Below are 16,000 nucleotides of genomic sequence, written 5' to 3'. Positions count from 1 at the left end.
GACGCGGAGGGCGCATCGCCATGCTGCCCGGCATCGGGTTTTCCGAGATATTGCTTATCGGCCTCGCCGCGCTGATCATCGTTGGTCCGCGCGACCTGCCGATGATGATGCGCAAGCTGGGCCAGATCGTCGGCAAGGGCCGGCGGATGGCGCGCGAGTTCCAGTCGGCCTTTGACGACATTGCCCGCCAGAGCGAGCTGGATGACCTGAAGAAGGAAATCCAGGAGCTGCGAAAGGCCAACACGCTGACCTCGGCGCAGGATGACCTGGCTGCATATGAGGCGGATGTGAATTCCGCCATCATGCGCGAGCATCCCAATGCTGAGCCGGAGGCCGTCGCGCCGCCATCTGAACCAACCGAGCCCAAGGACGCGCCGTCGCCCCCGCCCAAGGGGGAGCCGGCATGAGCCATACCCCGCCCAAGGATGAGCAGCCCGAAATCCTCGACGATGAGGTGGAGGCGAGCCGCGCGCCGTTGCTCGATCACCTGATCGAGCTGCGCGGGCGGCTCATCAAGATCCTGCTGGCACTGGCGGTGGCGACCATCGGCTGCTTCTTCTTTGCCGACCATATCTACAACTGGCTGGTCGCGCCGTTTGCGACCGTGGCTGAAGACATCCGCGGATCGCAGCTGGAGTTCATCTTCACCGCGCCGATGGAGTTCTTCTTTGCGAAGCTGAAGCTGGCGCTGTTTGCGGGTGTGTTCGTCGCGTTCCCGTTCATCGCCTGGCAGGTCTACGCCTTTGTGGCGCCGGGGCTCTACAAGTCAGAGCGCGGCGCGTTCTGGCCCTACCTTGTGTTTGCGCCGATCCTGTTTTCGCTGGGCGCAGCGTTCGTCTATTTCATCATGCTGCCAATGCTGGCGCGGTTCACCGTGTCGATGGAACAGGTCGATGCGGCGGCGACCACGATCAAGATGATGCCAAGGGTGGAGGATTATCTCTCCCTCGTCATGGCGCTGATGCTGGCCTTTGGCATCTCGTTCCAGCTGCCGGTGATCCTCAGCCTGCTGGGCCGGATTGGGCTGGTTTCCTCCAGCGGCCTTGGCAAGGGGCGCCGCTATGCCATCGTCGGAATCCTGGCGTTCTCGGCGGTGTTTACGCCGCCTGATGCGATCTCGCAGGTGTTGCTCGCCGGGCCGGTCTACATCCTCTATGAGATTTCAATCTTCTGCGTGAAAATGATCGAACGGAAGGCAAGCAAGGAAGAAGCTGCGGCAGCCGCCGCCGAGTGATTTTCCTTGCAGCCATGGCGTTGCAATTTGCGGTCAGGTGTTGAACCTAGGCGCCGGTCAGAAACCCCCGTCTCCCGAGAAACGAGGAGCCTACCTACGTGCCGCGCGTGAAAAGCGTCTTGCTCGTCGATTTCGACAACATCTACGGCGCGACCAGTGAAGAGGTGGTGACGGGGCTGTCCAACTGGCTGTTGTGGCTGGAGGATGGCGCGTTCTCTGCGAAGAACCGCCGCCGGCGCTTTATTGAAAAGCGCGTCTACTGGAACCTGCAGTTCGACCAGTATCGCCCGCAATTCGAAGCAGCCGGTTTTTCCGCCTTCAACTGCCGGGCGCTGGCGAAGCGCAAGATCAGTGCGGGGAAAAGCTCGGCAGACATCGTGATGACGATGGACGCGATAGAGATCGCGCTGGTCGATGACGAGGTTGAGGAATTCGTCATCCTGACGACGGATTCCGATTTCATGCCGGTGGTGAACCGCGTGCAGGCTGGCGAGCTTCGCGTGGTGACCTGCGGCAAGGAAACCGACCCGACTTATGAGCTGTTCAGCCAGTATGCCGACGCCGTGATGCACATCGGCGCGTTGAAGGCGGCCTTCAGCTATCAGCGGGCAAAGCGCAAATGGTATCGCTTCCGCTCGCCGCCGCCGGTGATTGCGCCTTTGACGCTGATGAAGGAGCGCCGCTCGCCTTTGATGGGCCGCGTGCGCGCGGCGATGGCCACGAGCGAAGCGCCCAAGGATGGGCCAGCGCCGGAGCTGGTCCGCGCCGCCGCGATCATCAAGGAATTGGGCGAGCGGATGCCCGACCAGCCGCTGTCCAAGACGCGCATCGTGCGCGCGCTCAGCGTTATCCAGGAATTCACGCCGACCTATCAGGGCGGCCAGCGCCCCTGGTTCAACACCAAGAATTACGCGGCAATGATGCGCCGCCTCTCCCAGATCCAGCCGGGGATCGAGGTGACGACAGTTGGCAAGAACAAGGTGGAAGTGATCTGGCGGGAGCCGCCCGAAAAGGCGATCCCGCTGCCATCGCCCACCCGCCCGGAACCAGTGCCGGAGCCAGATCCGATACCGGCACCAAAGTTGCTGGCAGAGAAAGCTCCTGAGCGGATCGAGCCTGCGCCGGAGGCGGCGCCGATCCCTCGCAAGCGCACATCCCTCGCGCTTCTGGCTGAGGCGGCCTTGGATGCGGACCTGCCGGAACCTGCTGAAGATATCGGGGAAGTCACGCTTGAACGGGTCGAAGCGGCCCCGGAAGCGCCGGAAGAAGACCTCGACGAAGACGAAGAAGCCGAGGCGGAGGCTGCGGGCGGCCGGGCCTGAAGTGTGGACAGGAGGGGGCGGCGCGGATTAGAGCCTTCCCCATTACCCACCAGAGCCTGAGGCTTCCCTATGTTCGACATCCGCGCCATCCGCGAAAATCCCGACCTGTTCATCCGTGCCTGGAACCGCCGGAAAGAAGGTCTGGGGTCATCGTCCGTCGCGAAGATCCTCGAACTGGATAAGGCCTGGCGCGAGGCGACCACTGCCAAGCAGGACGCCGAGAGCGCCCGCAATGCCAATTCCAAGCTGATCGGCCAGGCGAAAGCCAAGAAGGATGAAGCCGAAGCCGCGCGCCTGATGCAGGTCGTGGCCGAGGCCAAGACGACCATCGAGCAAGCCGGCGAAGCCGAAGAAGCTGCCCGCAAGGCGCTGGACGACCTGCTGATGGGCCTGCCGAACCTACCGCTGGATGAAGTGCCCGATGGCAGCGACGAGCATGACAACCGCGAGATCCACAAATGGGGCGAACCGAAAGGCATCAACGACCCGAAGGATCACGCCGATCTCGGCGAAGCGCTGAAAGGGCAGGGCGGTTTCCCGCTGATGGACTTTGAAGCCGCCGCCCGGATGAGCGGCGCGCGCTTCGTGGCCCTGCGCGGCAAGCTGACCCGGCTGGAGCGGGCGCTGGCCAACTTCATGCTCGACCTTCAGACGACGGAGCATGGGTATGAGGAGATGAGCGTGCCAGTTCTGGTGCGCGATCAGGCGCTCTTTGGCACTGGGCAGCTGCCGAAGTTTGCCGAGGACCTGTTCAGGACAACTGGGGATCATTGGCTTACACCAACAGCGGAAGTCTCGCTTACCAACCTTGTCCGTGAACAGATCCTTGATGTCGCGCAACTCCCCTTCCGCTTCACTGCGCATACGCCCTGCTTCCGCTCGGAAGCGGGCAGCGCGGGGCGCGATACCAAGGGCATGATCCGCCAGCACCAGTTCAACAAGGTGGAGCTCGTCTCCATCGTGGCGAATGAGGAAGAGGGGCTGGCCGAGCTGGAGCGAATGACCGGCTGCGCTGAAGAAGTTCTCAAGCGCCTTGAGCTGCCCTTCCGCCGCATGCTGCTCTGTACCGGCGACATGGGCGCGGGCGCCCGCAAGACCTATGACCTCGAAGTATGGCTGCCCTCGCAGAACACCTATCGCGAAATCTCGTCCTGCTCCTACTGCGGCGACTTCCAAGCCCGTCGCATGGATGCACGTTTCCGCGCCGAGCCCAAGGCGAAGCCGGACTATGTGCACACGCTGAACGGGTCTGGGCTTGCGGTGGGCCGCACATTGGTCGCCGTGCTGGAAAATTATCAGAATGCGGACGGCACGATCACCGTGCCCAAGGCGCTGGTGCCTTATATGGGCGGTCTTGAGGTGATCGGGTGAGAATTCTCCTGACCAATGACGATGGCATCAATGCGCCGGGCCTCTCGGTGCTTGAGGACATTGCCGAGGAGCTTTCCGACGACATCTGGATCGCTGCGCCTGAAGAAGAACAGTCGGGCAAGGGCCGCGCCATTTCGCTGACGCAGCCGGTGCGCGTGCGCAAGGTGGGCGCCAAGAGCTGGGCCGTTTCTGGCACGCCGTCCGACGCGGTGCTGCTGGCAACGAAAGAGCTGATGCCGGACCTTCCGGACCTGGTGCTCTCCGGCGTGAACCGCGGCCAGAACATTGCCGAGGATACGAGCTTTTCCGGCACCATTGCAGCGGCGATGTTCGGTATGCAGCTGGGCATTCCGTCCATCGCGCTCAGCCAGGCACAGAACTTCCGGGAGCGCGGATCGCTCTCCTGGGACACGGCGAAGACCTGGGGCGCGAAAGCCATTCGCCCGCTGCTTGATATGGGCTGGCCGAATGATGTGGTGATGAACGTGAACTTCCCGGACGTTGAGCCCGGCGATGTGCGCGGCGTGCAGATCACCCGGCAGGGTTTCCGCGACGAGGCCATTATCCACACGGACAAGCGCGAAGACCTGCGCGGCAACGATTATTTCTGGATCGGCTATCGCGGCAAGCTGTCGAAGCCCGACGAGGGAACGGACCTGCGCGCCATCTATGATGGCTATGTCTCGATCTCGCCCCTGCATGTGGACTTGACGCATGAGCCATTCCTGAAAACCCTCCGGGAGTCATGGCCGAGCTGATTGCCGATCCATTCCGCGCTGCGCGCCTGCTGCTCACCCTGAGGCAGGAGGGGGTGACCGATCCCGATGTTCTGGCAGCCATGGAAACGATCGGGCGGGACGCCTTCGTCGATGACCCGGCCCTGAGCGAGCTGGCCTTTGAAGATACGTTCCTGCCGATCCCTTGCGGGCAGGTGATGCTGCGGCCGACGGCGACGGGGCACCTGCTACAAGCTTTGAAACTGAAACCTGCACGTGAGGCGCGCTGCCTGCTGGTCGGCTTCGGCTCGGGCTACATGGCGGCCTTGCTGGCGCAGATTGCTGGCCATGTCTGCGCCACGGAGCGCTATCGGCGCCTTGCGGAAGACGGCCGGAGCCGTCTGGAACGGCTGGGGATCGAGAATGTGACTGTCGCCCAGATGGATGGGCTGGAAGGTTGGGCAGAGCAGGGGCCATTTGACGTTATCGTCCTGGCGGGCGCTGTTCCGGAAGTGCCGGAAGCCCTGATAGGGCAATTGTCGAAGGGCGGTGTCCTGGCCGTTCCGCTGCAGCCGGAAGGCGGGATGGCGTCGATTCTGTGCCTTGACGCTACCGGCGCTGAAATCGAGCGCCGCGATCTCTTTCAGTGGCTGCCACAGCTTTCTGAGGGAATCGCGCAAGTGCTTTGAATACCGGAGGAATCGCCTGCAGGGGTGGTTTGCCAAGGCTGGGCGTGGCGGCTATACGCCTCTTTTCCCAAACATTGCCGCTGAGAATTCTGGAGATTGTCGCTATGTCCGCTCGCTTTCTGACACTTGGTCTTATTGCTGCGGCGCTCGCCATGCCGGCAGCCGCTCAGGCTGCGCCTGCCGGTGCTGGCCCGAACGTGCTGACGCAGATCCTGTTCTTCCTGCCGTTGATCCTGATCTTCTACTTCCTGCTGATCCGTCCGCAGCAGCAGCGCCAGAAGAAACACACCGAGATGGTCAACAACATCAAGCGTGGCGATACGGTCATCACCTCGGGCGGCCTGATCGGCAAGGTCAACAAGGTCAGCGACAACGAAGTGTCGCTCGACATTGCGGAGAACGTGCGCGTTCGCATCATCAAGTCGATGGTGATCGAAGTTCGCAACAAGGCCGAGCCGGTCCCCGCCAACGACTGACCGTCCCCTCCGCGCTGCCCGAAACATAGGATCGCCTCATGCTGCAGTTCCCGCCGTGGAAAGTCCTTCTGGTATTCGCCGTTCTGGCCTGGGGCGTCGTCATGGCGCTTCCGAACGTGGTGAATATGTCCGGTGCGCCGGGCTTCCTGCCGAAGAAGTCCGTCAATCTGGGCCTCGACCTGCGCGGCGGTGTTTACCTTGAGATGGAAATTCCGCCGGAAGAAGTGATCCACAGCCGGCTGGAAGTGTTCGCGCGGGATGTGCGCTCTGCCTTCTCCCGGACATCTGACCGCGACCCCATCTATTTCCAGCCGGAACTTCACGGTCGCACAATGGTGATCAAGCTCAGCCGGCCGGATGCTGAAGGCAATTTCCCGGTCGATGAGGCGCTGAAGCGCCTCGACCGCATCAACACCCCGCTCGAAGGCGGCCTGACCAGCGGCAAGACCTATGAAATCACCCGGGCCGGAACGGATTCCATCCGGATTTCTGTCCCGCAGGCTTCCGAAACCGCGATGCTGGCAGACGCCCTGTCGAAGACGATGACCATCGTCCGCCGCCGTGTCGACCCGGAAGGCGTGGCCGAGATTTCGCTGACGCCTTCAGGCAACAACCGGATCGTGCTCGAAGCCCCCGGCGAGCCGGACCCGCAGCGCCTGAAAGATCTTCTCAGCCGCGACGGCAAGATGACGTTCAATCTGGTTGAATCGAGCCCGGCAGAGATTGCGGCCGCACAGGCGGGTGTAGTGAAGCCGGGGTATCGCCTGCTGCAAGGGCCAGAGACCGGTCCGCTTTTGGTGCGGGACATTCCCGAGGTTGTCGGTTCGGACATCGCCAGCGCGAGCCAGGGTAATGATGAAGCCAACCGCCCGCAGATCAATTTCCGCCTGAACGCCAACGGCGCGCGCAAGTTCTACGAAACAACGCGCAACAATGTCGGCAAGCCGTTTGCGATCGTGCTGGATGACGTAATCATGTCGGCGCCGCGCATCAACGATGCGATCCCCGGCGGCAATGTGCGCATCACCGGCTCCTTCACCATCACCGAAGCGCAGGACCTGGCGGCGATCATCGCAGCCGGTGAGATGCCGGCGAAGGTACAGTTCCTGGACCAGCGCGTCGTTTCCTCGACGCTGGGGGAAGACTCAATCGAATCCGGCTTCCGGGCGGCGGTCGTCGGCCTGTCGCTGGTGGCATTCTTCATGGTGCTTGCATATGGCCTGCAGGGGCTGTTCGCGGTCCTCTCGCTTGTGGCCAACGTGGTTCTGATCTTTGCAGCCCTGTCGCTTCTTGGCGCCACGCTGACGCTTCCCGGCATTGCGGGCATCATTCTTACCATCGGTATGGCTGTGGACGCCAACGTGCTGGTGTTCGAACGCATACGCGAGGAGCAGCAATCAGGCAGGTCGGTCTGGACGGCAGTGCAGGCAGGCTATGAGCGCGCGCTGATCACCATCCTGGACGCCAACATCACCACCCTGTTTGCGGCCATCATTCTCTACACGCTCGGCTCCGGCCCGGTGAAAGGCTTCGCGGTCACCCTCGCGCTTGGCATCGTGACCTCGGTGTTTACGGCCTTCGTGTTCACCCGCATGTTGACAGTGTTTTGGATGAAGACCTTCAAAACCAAGCGGTTCGCAGTTTAGGCGGCTTGAGGACAGACATATGCTGATCAAATACTGGCCTAAAGAGACCAAGGTTCCCTTCATGCGCTACCGCTATGTCGGTGTAGCGCTGTCAATGATCATGATGGTGGCGTCCATCTATCTGGTTATGACGCGGGGCCTGAACCTGGGCGTCGACTTTGCGGGTGGGTCCGTGATCGAGCTGCGCCAGACCGATACGGTCACGGTGGCAGAGGTCCGCAGCCGCATCCCAGGTGGCCTGACGGTCAACTCCGCGACCGATTCCAATGGCGCAGAGCTGGTTGTCATACGTTTCGGCGATCTGGATGCAGGCCTGCTCGGAGAAGAATTTTTGGCCTTGCCGGAAGAGACGCAGGCAGAGAGAGCCTCTGCGGCGTCGAACACCTTTGTCGTCAATTCGCTGAAGCAGGAGTTCAACCTTACCGACGAAGACATTCTGCGCAACGACTCCGTTGGGCCGAAAGTCTCTGGCGAACTGTTCCGTGAAGGGCTTATCGCCCTCGGAGTGGCGACGCTGATGATGTTCGGCTACATCGCGTTCCGCTATAGCTGGTCATATGCAGTGGGCGGCATCGCCGCGCTTGTTCACGACGCAATCGGAACTATCGGCCTCTTCGCCCTGCTGCAAATCCAGTTCGACCTGACCACCATCGCCGCCCTCCTAACCATCATTGGCTATTCGGTGAACGACTCCGTGGTCGTGTTCGACCGCATCCGCGAGATCAGGCGGAAATACAAGCAGATGCCGGCGACAGAAGTTATCGACATCGCCACCAACCAGACGCTGTCGCGCACGATGCTGACCGGCGGCACAACGCTGATCGCCATTCTCGCGATCGTTCTGTTCGGTGGTCCGGTGCTTCAAGGCATGAGCCTTGCGATGATCTGGGGCATCATCATCGGTACCTATTCGTCGATCTATTTTGCTGCCGCAATCGTTCTGATGCTGGGTGTCGATATCAACCGCAAACCGGTGGAAGACACGCCGGGCTTCGAGGCGATGCCGTAATTTTCTGGGCTGCGCCCGGTGCCCTCCGCAACTTAGCGGAGGGCACCGGTGCCTAATCCCTTATGACTTCGACGTTGGCTGCTCCGCTTTGGCCGAGCACGGATTTCCAGAATTCATTGATGTCCTGCCCTTTGAGTTGACCCTTCCTGTCGACTCTGAAGATGGCGATCTCCGCGCCGTTGAGCGGCGGGAACTCCATCGCGCTCATCGCCTTGATCATTCCCTCTTTGTTTAATCCGGAATTGTACATCGAGAAGGCATCCGAATGCTGGTACATGTCGGATATGATCAGAATTCGGCGATGCTCCATCGAGGGACGAAAATCGCTCCTGCGAAGAATGCCCTTTATATGTTCCGCCAAAGGAGAGCGCGGTGCTTGATCGGTCAACATAAGTTCGCTGATGCGACCGCGCATCTGGTCCTCAAACTTCAGTTCCCAATCCTGTTCGATGAAGCGAGGGTTTTCAAAGATCGGGTTTGCCCGGGATGGTGAACCCGGCGAGCAGCGGGAGAATACTTCTTTTCCATAGTCAGGATTTTCCGCGTCGATCCCCATGATCGTCAGCCTACCGTGCTTTTTGAGCATCTTGGCTTCTTCAAACATCAGTTGCCACGCCCAATTGACATCTGTCTCATCGAATGGATCCGATTGATCGACGAGCACAACTGTGTGCGCGGGAAGGGACCCATCCCGTCGACAATTGTCCGTATCGGTGGCGGGTGGTTTTGTGGCGATAAGCGCAGCTGGAATTCCTGCGAAGCCGGCAAGCAGCAATGAAAACCCTATGATCCAGGCGGACTTGTTTTGCCGTTTCATGGAGTACCTCTCGAACGGTTTGATTCAGGCGGTGGCTATTGAACGGTATTCAGCCGCGGGTGTGGAGAGACGGTTGCCGAGGGGGCGGATTGGCTCATGCTTCTGCGTATTTCCTCATCAAGCCCTTGAACACTTGAGGCGATGCGTGTGCGGAGTTCCGAAACATACTTGCTTACAAAATCTATGATTGCGATGTTTTCGCTGATCGTTGTCTTCGACGCTTGCGCCATTGACGACAGTTCTTCGCTGCTGGGGACCACGCTTGCCGCGCCCCATGAAGCGCGCGGATCTACATCGAAATAGGCCGGGGCATCGCCGGGGTTCAGGAGCGCCTTTTCCGGCTTCTTTTCGGCTTTTTGCTTCAGCTTCGTGCGCTTTCGGCGGTTGGCAGCTCTGTAGTCGGAAATCAAAAGCCAGGCATGATTATTGACTTGTTTCTCGGCCGTAGCCGCCGCCTTCGACAACCTGTCTGCGAAGCTGATCGCCGTATTCACTTCATTCTGGAAGTGCCGGTGTATGGTCAGGGAATCGTTCAGGCGGTGGCGTATTGCATCCAGTCTGCTGAATGCACGCTTCCTGGCGCTGCTTTCGATCAACGAAACCGTGATTTCGTTCAAGTAGTAGCGTTTGCCCACTCTGCCGAAGCCGGGGTAGGGGTCCGTAAAACCGCAATATCCTTCATATGCGGCAATCCCAAAGATGCTCAACCCGATCACCAGAAGACCAATGCCCAGCACCGAGCCGATATTGAATGGATTTTCGATAAAGTGTGGCCAGGTGCTTGTCAGGGTCGGCGCCCTGTCGCGCGTCAAGATGGCCTCTCCCGCCTGGTCCGCGAGGATGGCCGCTTCTGCGACCTCCCGAAAGTGGGCGACATACAGATTGAAAAGAAACGCCAGGAGAATAAGTAATCCGCCAGCGAACATTAAAAGGTAACGCGGGGTTCCCTCCCAAACCATGGCATAGCGGATTATGGCAAAGCCAAAGACCAGCCCAAAGATGATGTTGATGACAGAGATCACCAACGCAGTCAGCCATCCTCCAATCATGCCCTGCGGGCTGATGCCTGCAAAGATGAAAGCGTTGATGATCGTCTCGCCCAGCAGCAGTGCAAGCAGGATGACGATGGGTTTCAGAAAAAACAGGGGCACCCGGGCGTTTCGTTTGAGGCCGTGCTCATGCCGGAAATCTTCGTAATGCGATTTGCTTTCGGTAAGCTCCTCACGGGCTTTCTGGAGGCTGTCGCGATAGTCAGCGAGCTCGCCGGCGATCGCCGCTTTGACATCGTTTTCCAGTTTGTCCCGATGGAGTTTTTGAGGTGTGTGCTTATTCACCCATTTGGTGGCGTCATCGACGGCTGAATCGACGGCATTTGAGACCTTCGTGAGTTGCTGATCTCGTTCTGTTCGTATTTCCAGTTCCTGGCCGTCCGGCTCCACTGAATGTGTGGGGGGGATTCCTTGTTTGGCGTCCTTCCTGGCCCAGCCTTTGGTGCGCCATCGGGAAACTGAGAAGCCGAATTTCTTTTTCCCAATCCTGTCGAAGATATTCGAGATGCTTATGGAAAAAGAGGCTTTGCTCGTCGCTACGTTATACCCGACCTCAAAGTTCAGATCTGGGCTATTCCGGTCACTCATAGGGTCCCCTCCAGAGCAATTATTAACCAAACGCTAATAATTGCTCTGGGGTGGCGCAAGACCAATTCAACTTTACCTAGCCGTTTTTATCGGCTGCCCGTATTCGCAGCAGACTTGGGCGGGTATCAGACGTTGAAGCGGAACAACATCACGTCGCCATCCTGGACGATGTATTCCTTGCCTTCGGAGCGCATTTTGCCGGCTTCCTTGGCGCCGCCTTCGCCGCCGCAGGCGATGTAGTCGTCGAACGCAATCGTCTCTGCCCGGATGAAGCCCTTTTCAAAGTCGCCATGGATGACGCCGGCAGCCTTCGGCGCGGTCCAGCCCTTGCGGATAGTCCAGGCGCGGGCTTCTTTCGGTCCGGCGGTGAAATAGGTCTGCAGGCCCAGCAATTCATAGCCCGCATGGATCAAGCGGGTGAGGCCCGGCTCTTCAAGGCCGAGTGTCTCGAGGAATTCCTTGCCTTCGGCTTCGTCCAGCATCGCCAGTTCGGCTTCGATCTGCGCCGAGATGATGACGGCGATGGCGCCTTCCTGTTTCGCGCGCTCTTCAACGCGCTTGGAATATTCATTGCCGGTTGCTGCGCTGCCTTCATCGACGTTGGCAACAAACAGGATCGGCTTTGCCGTCAGCAGCTGCAGCATGTTCCAGGACTTGATGTCGTCTGCAGGAACGTTGGCGCGGCGGGCAGGGCGGCCCTCTTTCAGCTCTTCCAGCGCGAGGTCCATCAGCGCCACCTGCGCCTTGGCTTCCTTGTCGCCGGAGTTGGCCTTCTTGACGATGTTCGCCTTGCGCTTCTCAAGGCTTTCGAGGTCGGCCAGCATCAGCTCGGTTTCGACCACTTCAAAGTCGGCCACCGGATCGACCATGCCGCGAACGTGGGTGATGTCGTCATTCTCGAAACAGCGCAGCACGTAGATGATCGCGTCTGTTTCGCGGATGTTGGCAAGGAATTTGTTGCCGAGGCCTTCGCCCTGGCTGGCGCCTTCCACCAGGCCTGCGATGTCCACGAAGTTCATGCGGGCGGGAATGATTTCCTTGGAGCCGGCGACCTGTGCAAGCTTGTTCAGGCGCGCTTCGGGCACGGCTACTTCGCCGACGTTTGGCTCAATCGTGCAGAAGGGATAGTTGGCGGCCTGCGCGGCTGCCGTCTGCGTCAGTGCGTTGAAGAGGGTGGACTTGCCGACATTCGGCAGCCCGACGATTCCGCATTTGAAGCCCATGGGGCGAATACCTTCCGAAAGCTCGTAAAATCCTGAACCGGCGCCATAGCCCCTTTCGGCCTCGAAAAACAGGCACAAAAATCGCTAGGAAACAGTGGGGCTGGCGCTGAGGCGCCCAGCCGTTATCCTTATACACGGGCCTTATAGAGGTAGAGTGCGATGAGTTATGATGTCTTTCTGGTGTCTGGTGTAGCAGACCGGGACATTGCCAAGCTGGTGGTCCGCCGCCTGCGGTCGCTGAAGTTCAAGGTCGCGTTCAATCAAAACCAGACCGACGAGACTTTTGACCCCAAGGATGCCCGTGACGCGACCAATTCGCAGTCCGTTTTGGTCCTTTGGTCGGAAAACGCAGTCAAAAGCGACTGGGTGAGGGCCGCAGCATCTGTCGGCAATTCCCGTCCTGGCACACTTGTTCAGGCCGCGATCGACAAGACGATCCCGTATGAGCCGTTCCGTCAGGAAAAACGCTACTCCATTGAAGGCATGACATCCCGGAAGACGCCGGAAGGTTTCTACCAGCTGGTCGAGGAGCTCGGCCGCCGGGAAGGGCGTACGAACCTGCGGGAATGGCTGAACTTCGGCTCCAAGGATGATGACCTGCGGGCCGACTGGCTCGCCGCCCATCCCAACGATCCGCTGGCGGTTGATGCCCGCAAGAAGCGGGAGAAAGATCTCGGCATCAAGCCGGCGCCGGCGCGTGAGGCGATTGGCGCGGCGGTGCTGGCCGCTGCATCGCTGAAGACTAACGGCACCAAGGCAAACGTTGCGCCTGTGGCGGCGCCGGTTGCGACCGCTCAGCCAAATCCGCTGGAAGAGCTGGGCGCTGGCTGGGGCGCCATTGTGGCCGTCTCTGTGGCCGTGGTTGGGATGCTGGTGCTGGCCTGGGCCTTCCGGTCTGAAGCCTCGCCGGAACTGGCGGCGACCTCGCATGCGATTGCCAACTCCCGCATGGCTGCGGCTTCCAGCTGCCCGGTGGGAACTGTGCCGCGCTCGCTTCTGACGGTGCTGGAAGCGGGTCCGATTATTGACGACACCCAGCCGCAGATTATCGACGATACATCTGAGCCGGACGGCGCAGAGTAGGGCAGCGCAGTATCAAACCGTGTACTTTTGAGGCCGTTTGAATTCATTTCGCGGCAATCCGGCATCAAAAAAGCCGCCCCGTTGGGCGGCTTTCTTTGTGGTGGTGATCTTAGCTGAAGTTCAGCTCAGAGCGCGCTCGATATCGCGGGCAGCGGCTTCGAACTGGTCGACGCTGGTCTGCGAGGAGAGGATGCTGCGGGCAGCTTCCGTGGCCGCGTCAGCGGCGGCGCGGCGGACTTCGCTGGCTGCGTCAGCCTCGGCGCGCGCAATGCGGGACGTGGCCTGAGCTTCGCGGCGAGAGATCTTCTCAGCGAGATCGCGGCGGGCCTCTTCGAGGAGTTCCTTCGCGTCGCGCTTGGCCTGCTCGATGATGGCTTCGGCTTCCTTGTCGGCGTCCTGAGCGCGGCGCTCAGCGAGTGCCAGGGCTTCGGCAGCCTGCTCGCGGAGGCTGGCAGCCTCTTCGAGTTCCTTGCGGATGCCTGCGGCGCGGGCGTCGAGACCACCGAGGACCGTCTTGAACGCGCCCATGCGAGCGGCGATCAGGAGGAAGGTGACCATGCAGAGGAAGGCAACAAACGTTACCGGGTCCTTTGCAGCGTACATCAGGCCGCCGACGAAACCGCCTTCAGCGGCATGTGCCAGCGGCGCAGCGGCGAGCGCAGCGACGAGGAGGGCAGCAGTCTTCTTCATCATGCCTGCTCCAGAGCGGTCGAAACCGCCTTCTTGAGGTCTGCGTCGGAAGCCTTCACGCCGAGACGGGCCGTCATGGCGCCAGCGGCGTCCACAGCGATCTGTTCGACATTCTTCATGGCGTCGGCGCGCAGCTTTGCGATGCGGGCGTCAGCGGCTTCGAGCTTCTTTGCGAGGTCGGCGTCGACCCGTGCGGTTTCCGAGGCAAGCTCGGCTTCCGTTTTCTCACGGGCCTTCTCAGCCGTATCGCGGGCCTTGGCACGGGCCTGCGCAAGGCGCAGTTCCAGTGCCTTTTGGGCCTCTACTGCCTGATTGTTCAGGCGAGCAGCTTCGTCGAGATCGGAAGCGACGCGGTTGGCGCGCTTTTCGATCGTGTCCGACATCTTCGGCAGGATGAACCGGGACAGGGCGAGGTAAAGCGCCGTGAACAGGACCGCCAGCCAGAAGATCTGGGACGGCATATGCCATGTCTCGAACGGCGGGAACGCAGGCGCCCCGGCTTCGTGGTCTCCATGGCTTGCTGTCTCAGCAAGGAAAGCGATGATCATGGCTTCTCTCCGCCCAGTTCAAACTACCGTTGAAGGCAGACGATTAGGCGACGAAGAGGATCAGGATGGCGATCAGCACCGAGAAGATACCCAGAGCTTCTGCGAGCGCCATACCGATGAAGAGGTTGCCGGTCTGCTGCGGAGCAGCCGACGGGTTGCGCATTGCAGCGTCGAGGAAGCTGGCGAAGATGTTGCCCACGCCGAGTGCCGAACCGATCATGCCGAGCGTAGCCAGGCCAGCGCCGACATACTTCAGACCGTCTGTGATGTTACCTTCCATCAGGTATCTCCTTTGAGGGAAAAGGGGGTTAGGGGTAATTTGACGCCCGTGAAGCGTGTTCGCTGAGCGCCGTCAAGCAGTTTGATGCGGGGTATCGTGACGCACTCCCGCGGGGCCTCCTAGTGGGCGTCCGCGTGAAGTGCATCATTGAGATACACGCAGGTGAGAATGGCGAAGACATATGCCTGAAGACCCGCAACCAGGAACTCCAGAGCGTTGAGCGCGACACCCATGCCGAAAGCGAGGGCCGCAATCGGAACATACACCGCGCCAGCGCCGACCAGAGCCACCACGAAGCCGGCAAACAGCTTCAGCATGATGTGGCCAGCCAGCATGTTTGCGAAGAGACGCAGGCCGAGGGTGAGCGGACGCGCGAGGAAAGAGATGATCTCGATCGGCGTCAGGATGATGTAGATGTACCAGGGAGCGCCCGAAGGGGCGAACAGCTTGAAGAAGCCAAGGCCGTTCTTCAGCAGGCCGACCACGATGACCATCAGGATCACCGTCAGCGCCAGGGCGCCGGTCACAATGATGTGGCTGGTCGTGGTGAACGCATACGGCACCATGCCGATCATGTTCGCGAAGAAGATGAAGAAGAAGAGCGTGAAGACGAACGGGAAGAATTTCAGGCCTTCCTCGCCAGCGGCGCTGCGCACCATGTCCGCGATGAAGCCATAGCCCATCTCAGCGACCGATTGCAGGCGCGAGGGCACCAGCTCACCCTTGCGGGAGGCCATGCCAAAGAATGTGATGACCAGAACCACGCCCAGGAGCATGAAGCCCGAGGCATTGGTGAACGAGATGTCGATGCTGCCGAGTTTCAGGTCGAGCCATTTGGTCACCTGGAACTGGTGGATCGGGTCAAGCGCGATGGCCGGCATCAGGTTCATACGTCGTTCGTTCCGTCGTCTGGAGCCTGAGGCCCCTGTGAAAGCTTTTGGGCCCGAGCGTTCAGCTCATGGTAGGCCCGGATGACAGCGCGGACGCCAGCTGCGAGACCAAACAGACCCATCACCAGGAGACCCCAGGGGTGGGTGCCAGCGAACTTGTCTAACCAGAAGCCCAGAAAGCCTCCGACAAACACGCTCGCTACAAATTCGATCCCGAAACGTAGTGCATACGCCCCAGCCGAGACACTCACATCATCCGATGCTTGTTTTCGCCGCTGCGCTTCTGCCTTTGCCTCACGCGCTTCCAGGGCCTTTGCGATGCGATCGCTGAGGTCATCTGGTTGCTCGCTGGACATGGGCTTTGGCGCT

General features: G+C 60.4%; 18 protein-coding genes. 10 read left to right on the top strand and 8 right to left on the bottom strand.

The features are described from left to right. The first annotated feature begins 20 nt into the window (after positions 1-20). The 9 genes from tatB to secF all read left to right on the top strand — a co-directional run bounded on the left by tatB (position 21) and on the right by secF (position 8,463). A complete protein-coding gene (tatB, locus tag K1X12_RS12640) occupies positions 21-407 on the top strand; it encodes a Sec-independent protein translocase protein TatB (RefSeq protein WP_220987929.1) in 387 nt (128 codons plus the stop codon). Beyond that, a complete protein-coding gene (gene tatC / locus K1X12_RS12635; protein ID WP_220987928.1) occupies positions 404-1,234 on the top strand; it encodes a twin-arginine translocase subunit TatC in 831 nt (276 codons plus the stop codon). The genes tatB and tatC overlap by 4 nt, the downstream gene beginning before the upstream one ends. Before the next feature lie 98 nt (positions 1,235-1,332). Next, on the top strand, positions 1,333-2,556 hold the full coding sequence (locus tag K1X12_RS12630) for an NYN domain-containing protein (RefSeq protein ID WP_220987927.1): 1,224 nt from the start codon (positions 1,333-1,335) through the stop codon (positions 2,554-2,556). Between the two features lie 69 nt (positions 2,557-2,625). Beyond that, a complete protein-coding gene (gene serS / locus K1X12_RS12625; RefSeq protein ID WP_220987926.1) occupies positions 2,626-3,927 on the top strand; it encodes a serine--tRNA ligase in 1,302 nt (433 codons plus the stop codon). After that, positions 3,924-4,685: a 5'/3'-nucleotidase SurE gene (gene surE, locus K1X12_RS12620; RefSeq protein WP_220987925.1), complete on the top strand. Its 762-nt coding sequence runs from the start codon at positions 3,924-3,926 to the stop codon at positions 4,683-4,685. The genes serS and surE overlap by 4 nt, the downstream gene beginning before the upstream one ends. Next, the gene (locus tag K1X12_RS12615; RefSeq protein ID WP_220987924.1) at positions 4,673-5,332 is read left to right on the top strand and encodes a protein-L-isoaspartate O-methyltransferase family protein; all 660 of its coding nucleotides are present in this window, start codon (positions 4,673-4,675) and stop codon (positions 5,330-5,332) included. Before surE ends, K1X12_RS12615 begins: the two co-directional genes overlap by 13 nt. A gap of 104 nt (positions 5,333-5,436) precedes the next feature. Further along, positions 5,437-5,808 carry a preprotein translocase subunit YajC gene (yajC, locus tag K1X12_RS12610; protein ID WP_220987923.1) on the top strand — a complete coding sequence of 124 codons (372 nt, stop codon included), beginning with the start codon at positions 5,437-5,439 and terminating at the stop codon, positions 5,806-5,808. Positions 5,809-5,846: 38 nt separating this feature from the next. Further along, positions 5,847-7,454: a protein translocase subunit SecD gene (gene secD, locus K1X12_RS12605; RefSeq protein ID WP_220987922.1), complete on the top strand. Its 1,608-nt coding sequence runs from the start codon at positions 5,847-5,849 to the stop codon at positions 7,452-7,454. Between the two features lie 19 nt (positions 7,455-7,473). Then, a complete protein-coding gene (gene secF / locus K1X12_RS12600) occupies positions 7,474-8,463 on the top strand; it encodes a protein translocase subunit SecF (RefSeq protein WP_220987921.1) in 990 nt (329 codons plus the stop codon). A gap of 52 nt (positions 8,464-8,515) precedes the next feature. Here the strand turns inward: secF and K1X12_RS12595 are convergent, their stop codons facing one another. The 3 genes from K1X12_RS12595 to ychF form a co-directional block, all read right to left on the bottom strand. After that, positions 8,516-9,280: a hypothetical protein gene (locus K1X12_RS12595; RefSeq protein ID WP_220987920.1), complete on the bottom strand. Its 765-nt coding sequence runs from the start codon at positions 9,278-9,280 to the stop codon at positions 8,516-8,518. Positions 9,281-9,315: 35 nt separating this feature from the next. Then, the gene (locus K1X12_RS12590) at positions 9,316-10,917 is read right to left on the bottom strand and encodes an MFS transporter (protein WP_220987919.1); all 1,602 of its coding nucleotides are present in this window, start codon (positions 10,915-10,917) and stop codon (positions 9,316-9,318) included. A gap of 125 nt (positions 10,918-11,042) precedes the next feature. Further along, on the bottom strand, positions 11,043-12,140 hold the full coding sequence (gene ychF, locus K1X12_RS12585; protein ID WP_220987918.1) for a redox-regulated ATPase YchF: 1,098 nt from the start codon (positions 12,138-12,140) through the stop codon (positions 11,043-11,045). Positions 12,141-12,299: 159 nt separating this feature from the next. Here ychF and K1X12_RS12580 point away from each other — a divergent pair, with 159 nt between their 5' ends. After that, complete coding sequence (locus K1X12_RS12580) at positions 12,300-13,223, top strand: hypothetical protein (protein ID WP_220987917.1); 924 nt, start codon at positions 12,300-12,302, stop codon at positions 13,221-13,223. Positions 13,224-13,343: 120 nt separating this feature from the next. Here the strand turns inward: K1X12_RS12580 and K1X12_RS12575 are convergent, their stop codons facing one another. The 5 genes from K1X12_RS12575 to K1X12_RS12555 form a co-directional block, all read right to left on the bottom strand. Further along, complete coding sequence (locus K1X12_RS12575) at positions 13,344-13,916, bottom strand: F0F1 ATP synthase subunit B family protein (protein ID WP_220987916.1); 573 nt, start codon at positions 13,914-13,916, stop codon at positions 13,344-13,346. Next, on the bottom strand, positions 13,913-14,461 hold the full coding sequence (locus K1X12_RS12570; RefSeq protein WP_220987915.1) for a F0F1 ATP synthase subunit B family protein: 549 nt from the start codon (positions 14,459-14,461) through the stop codon (positions 13,913-13,915). Before K1X12_RS12570 ends, K1X12_RS12575 begins: the two co-directional genes overlap by 4 nt. Before the next feature lie 43 nt (positions 14,462-14,504). Next, positions 14,505-14,741, bottom strand: coding sequence for a F0F1 ATP synthase subunit C (locus K1X12_RS12565; protein WP_011646921.1), 237 nt, complete (start codon positions 14,739-14,741; stop codon positions 14,505-14,507). A gap of 119 nt (positions 14,742-14,860) precedes the next feature. Beyond that, a complete protein-coding gene (locus K1X12_RS12560) occupies positions 14,861-15,622 on the bottom strand; it encodes a F0F1 ATP synthase subunit A (RefSeq protein WP_220988891.1) in 762 nt (253 codons plus the stop codon). A gap of 5 nt (positions 15,623-15,627) precedes the next feature. Continuing rightward, positions 15,628-15,987 (bottom strand): AtpZ/AtpI family protein, encoded by a 360-nt coding sequence (locus K1X12_RS12555; RefSeq protein WP_220987914.1) that lies wholly within the window; start codon positions 15,985-15,987, stop codon positions 15,628-15,630. Between the last annotated feature and the right edge of the window lie 13 nt (positions 15,988-16,000).

It is taken from the genome of Hyphomonas sediminis, from assembly GCF_019679475.1.
Lineage (GTDB): Bacteria > Pseudomonadota > Alphaproteobacteria > Caulobacterales > Hyphomonadaceae > Hyphomonas > Hyphomonas sediminis.
This window is presented reverse-complemented; position numbering and strand designations above follow the sequence as displayed.

Bases quoted from the DNA above. Each gene is read 5' to 3' on its own strand.
- tatB (WP_220987929.1), top strand. From the start codon at position 21: ATGCTGCCCGGCATCGGGTTTTCCGAGATATTGCTTATCGGCCTCGCC.
- tatC (WP_220987928.1), top strand. From the start codon at position 404: ATGAGCCATACCCCGCCCAAGGATGAGCAGCCCGAAATCCTCGACGAT.
- serS (WP_220987926.1), top strand. From the start codon at position 2,626: ATGTTCGACATCCGCGCCATCCGCGAAAATCCCGACCTGTTCATCCGT.
- K1X12_RS12615 (WP_220987924.1), top strand. From the start codon at position 4,673: ATGGCCGAGCTGATTGCCGATCCATTCCGCGCTGCGCGCCTGCTGCTC.
- yajC (WP_220987923.1), top strand. From the start codon at position 5,437: ATGTCCGCTCGCTTTCTGACACTTGGTCTTATTGCTGCGGCGCTCGCC.
- secD (WP_220987922.1), top strand. From the start codon at position 5,847: ATGCTGCAGTTCCCGCCGTGGAAAGTCCTTCTGGTATTCGCCGTTCTG.
- secF (WP_220987921.1), top strand. From the start codon at position 7,474: ATGCTGATCAAATACTGGCCTAAAGAGACCAAGGTTCCCTTCATGCGC.
- K1X12_RS12595 (WP_220987920.1), bottom strand. From the start codon at position 9,280: ATGAAACGGCAAAACAAGTCCGCCTGGATCATAGGGTTTTCATTGCTG.
- K1X12_RS12590 (WP_220987919.1), bottom strand. From the start codon at position 10,917: ATGAGTGACCGGAATAGCCCAGATCTGAACTTTGAGGTCGGGTATAAC.
- ychF (WP_220987918.1), bottom strand. From the start codon at position 12,140: ATGGGCTTCAAATGCGGAATCGTCGGGCTGCCGAATGTCGGCAAGTCC.
- K1X12_RS12580 (WP_220987917.1), top strand. From the start codon at position 12,300: ATGAGTTATGATGTCTTTCTGGTGTCTGGTGTAGCAGACCGGGACATT.
- K1X12_RS12575 (WP_220987916.1), bottom strand. From the start codon at position 13,916: ATGATGAAGAAGACTGCTGCCCTCCTCGTCGCTGCGCTCGCCGCTGCG.
- K1X12_RS12570 (WP_220987915.1), bottom strand. From the start codon at position 14,461: ATGATCATCGCTTTCCTTGCTGAGACAGCAAGCCATGGAGACCACGAA.
- K1X12_RS12565 (WP_011646921.1), bottom strand. From the start codon at position 14,741: ATGGAAGGTAACATCACAGACGGTCTGAAGTATGTCGGCGCTGGCCTG.
- K1X12_RS12560 (WP_220988891.1), bottom strand. From the start codon at position 15,622: ATGCCGGCCATCGCGCTTGACCCGATCCACCAGTTCCAGGTGACCAAA.
- K1X12_RS12555 (WP_220987914.1), bottom strand. From the start codon at position 15,987: ATGTCCAGCGAGCAACCAGATGACCTCAGCGATCGCATCGCAAAGGCC.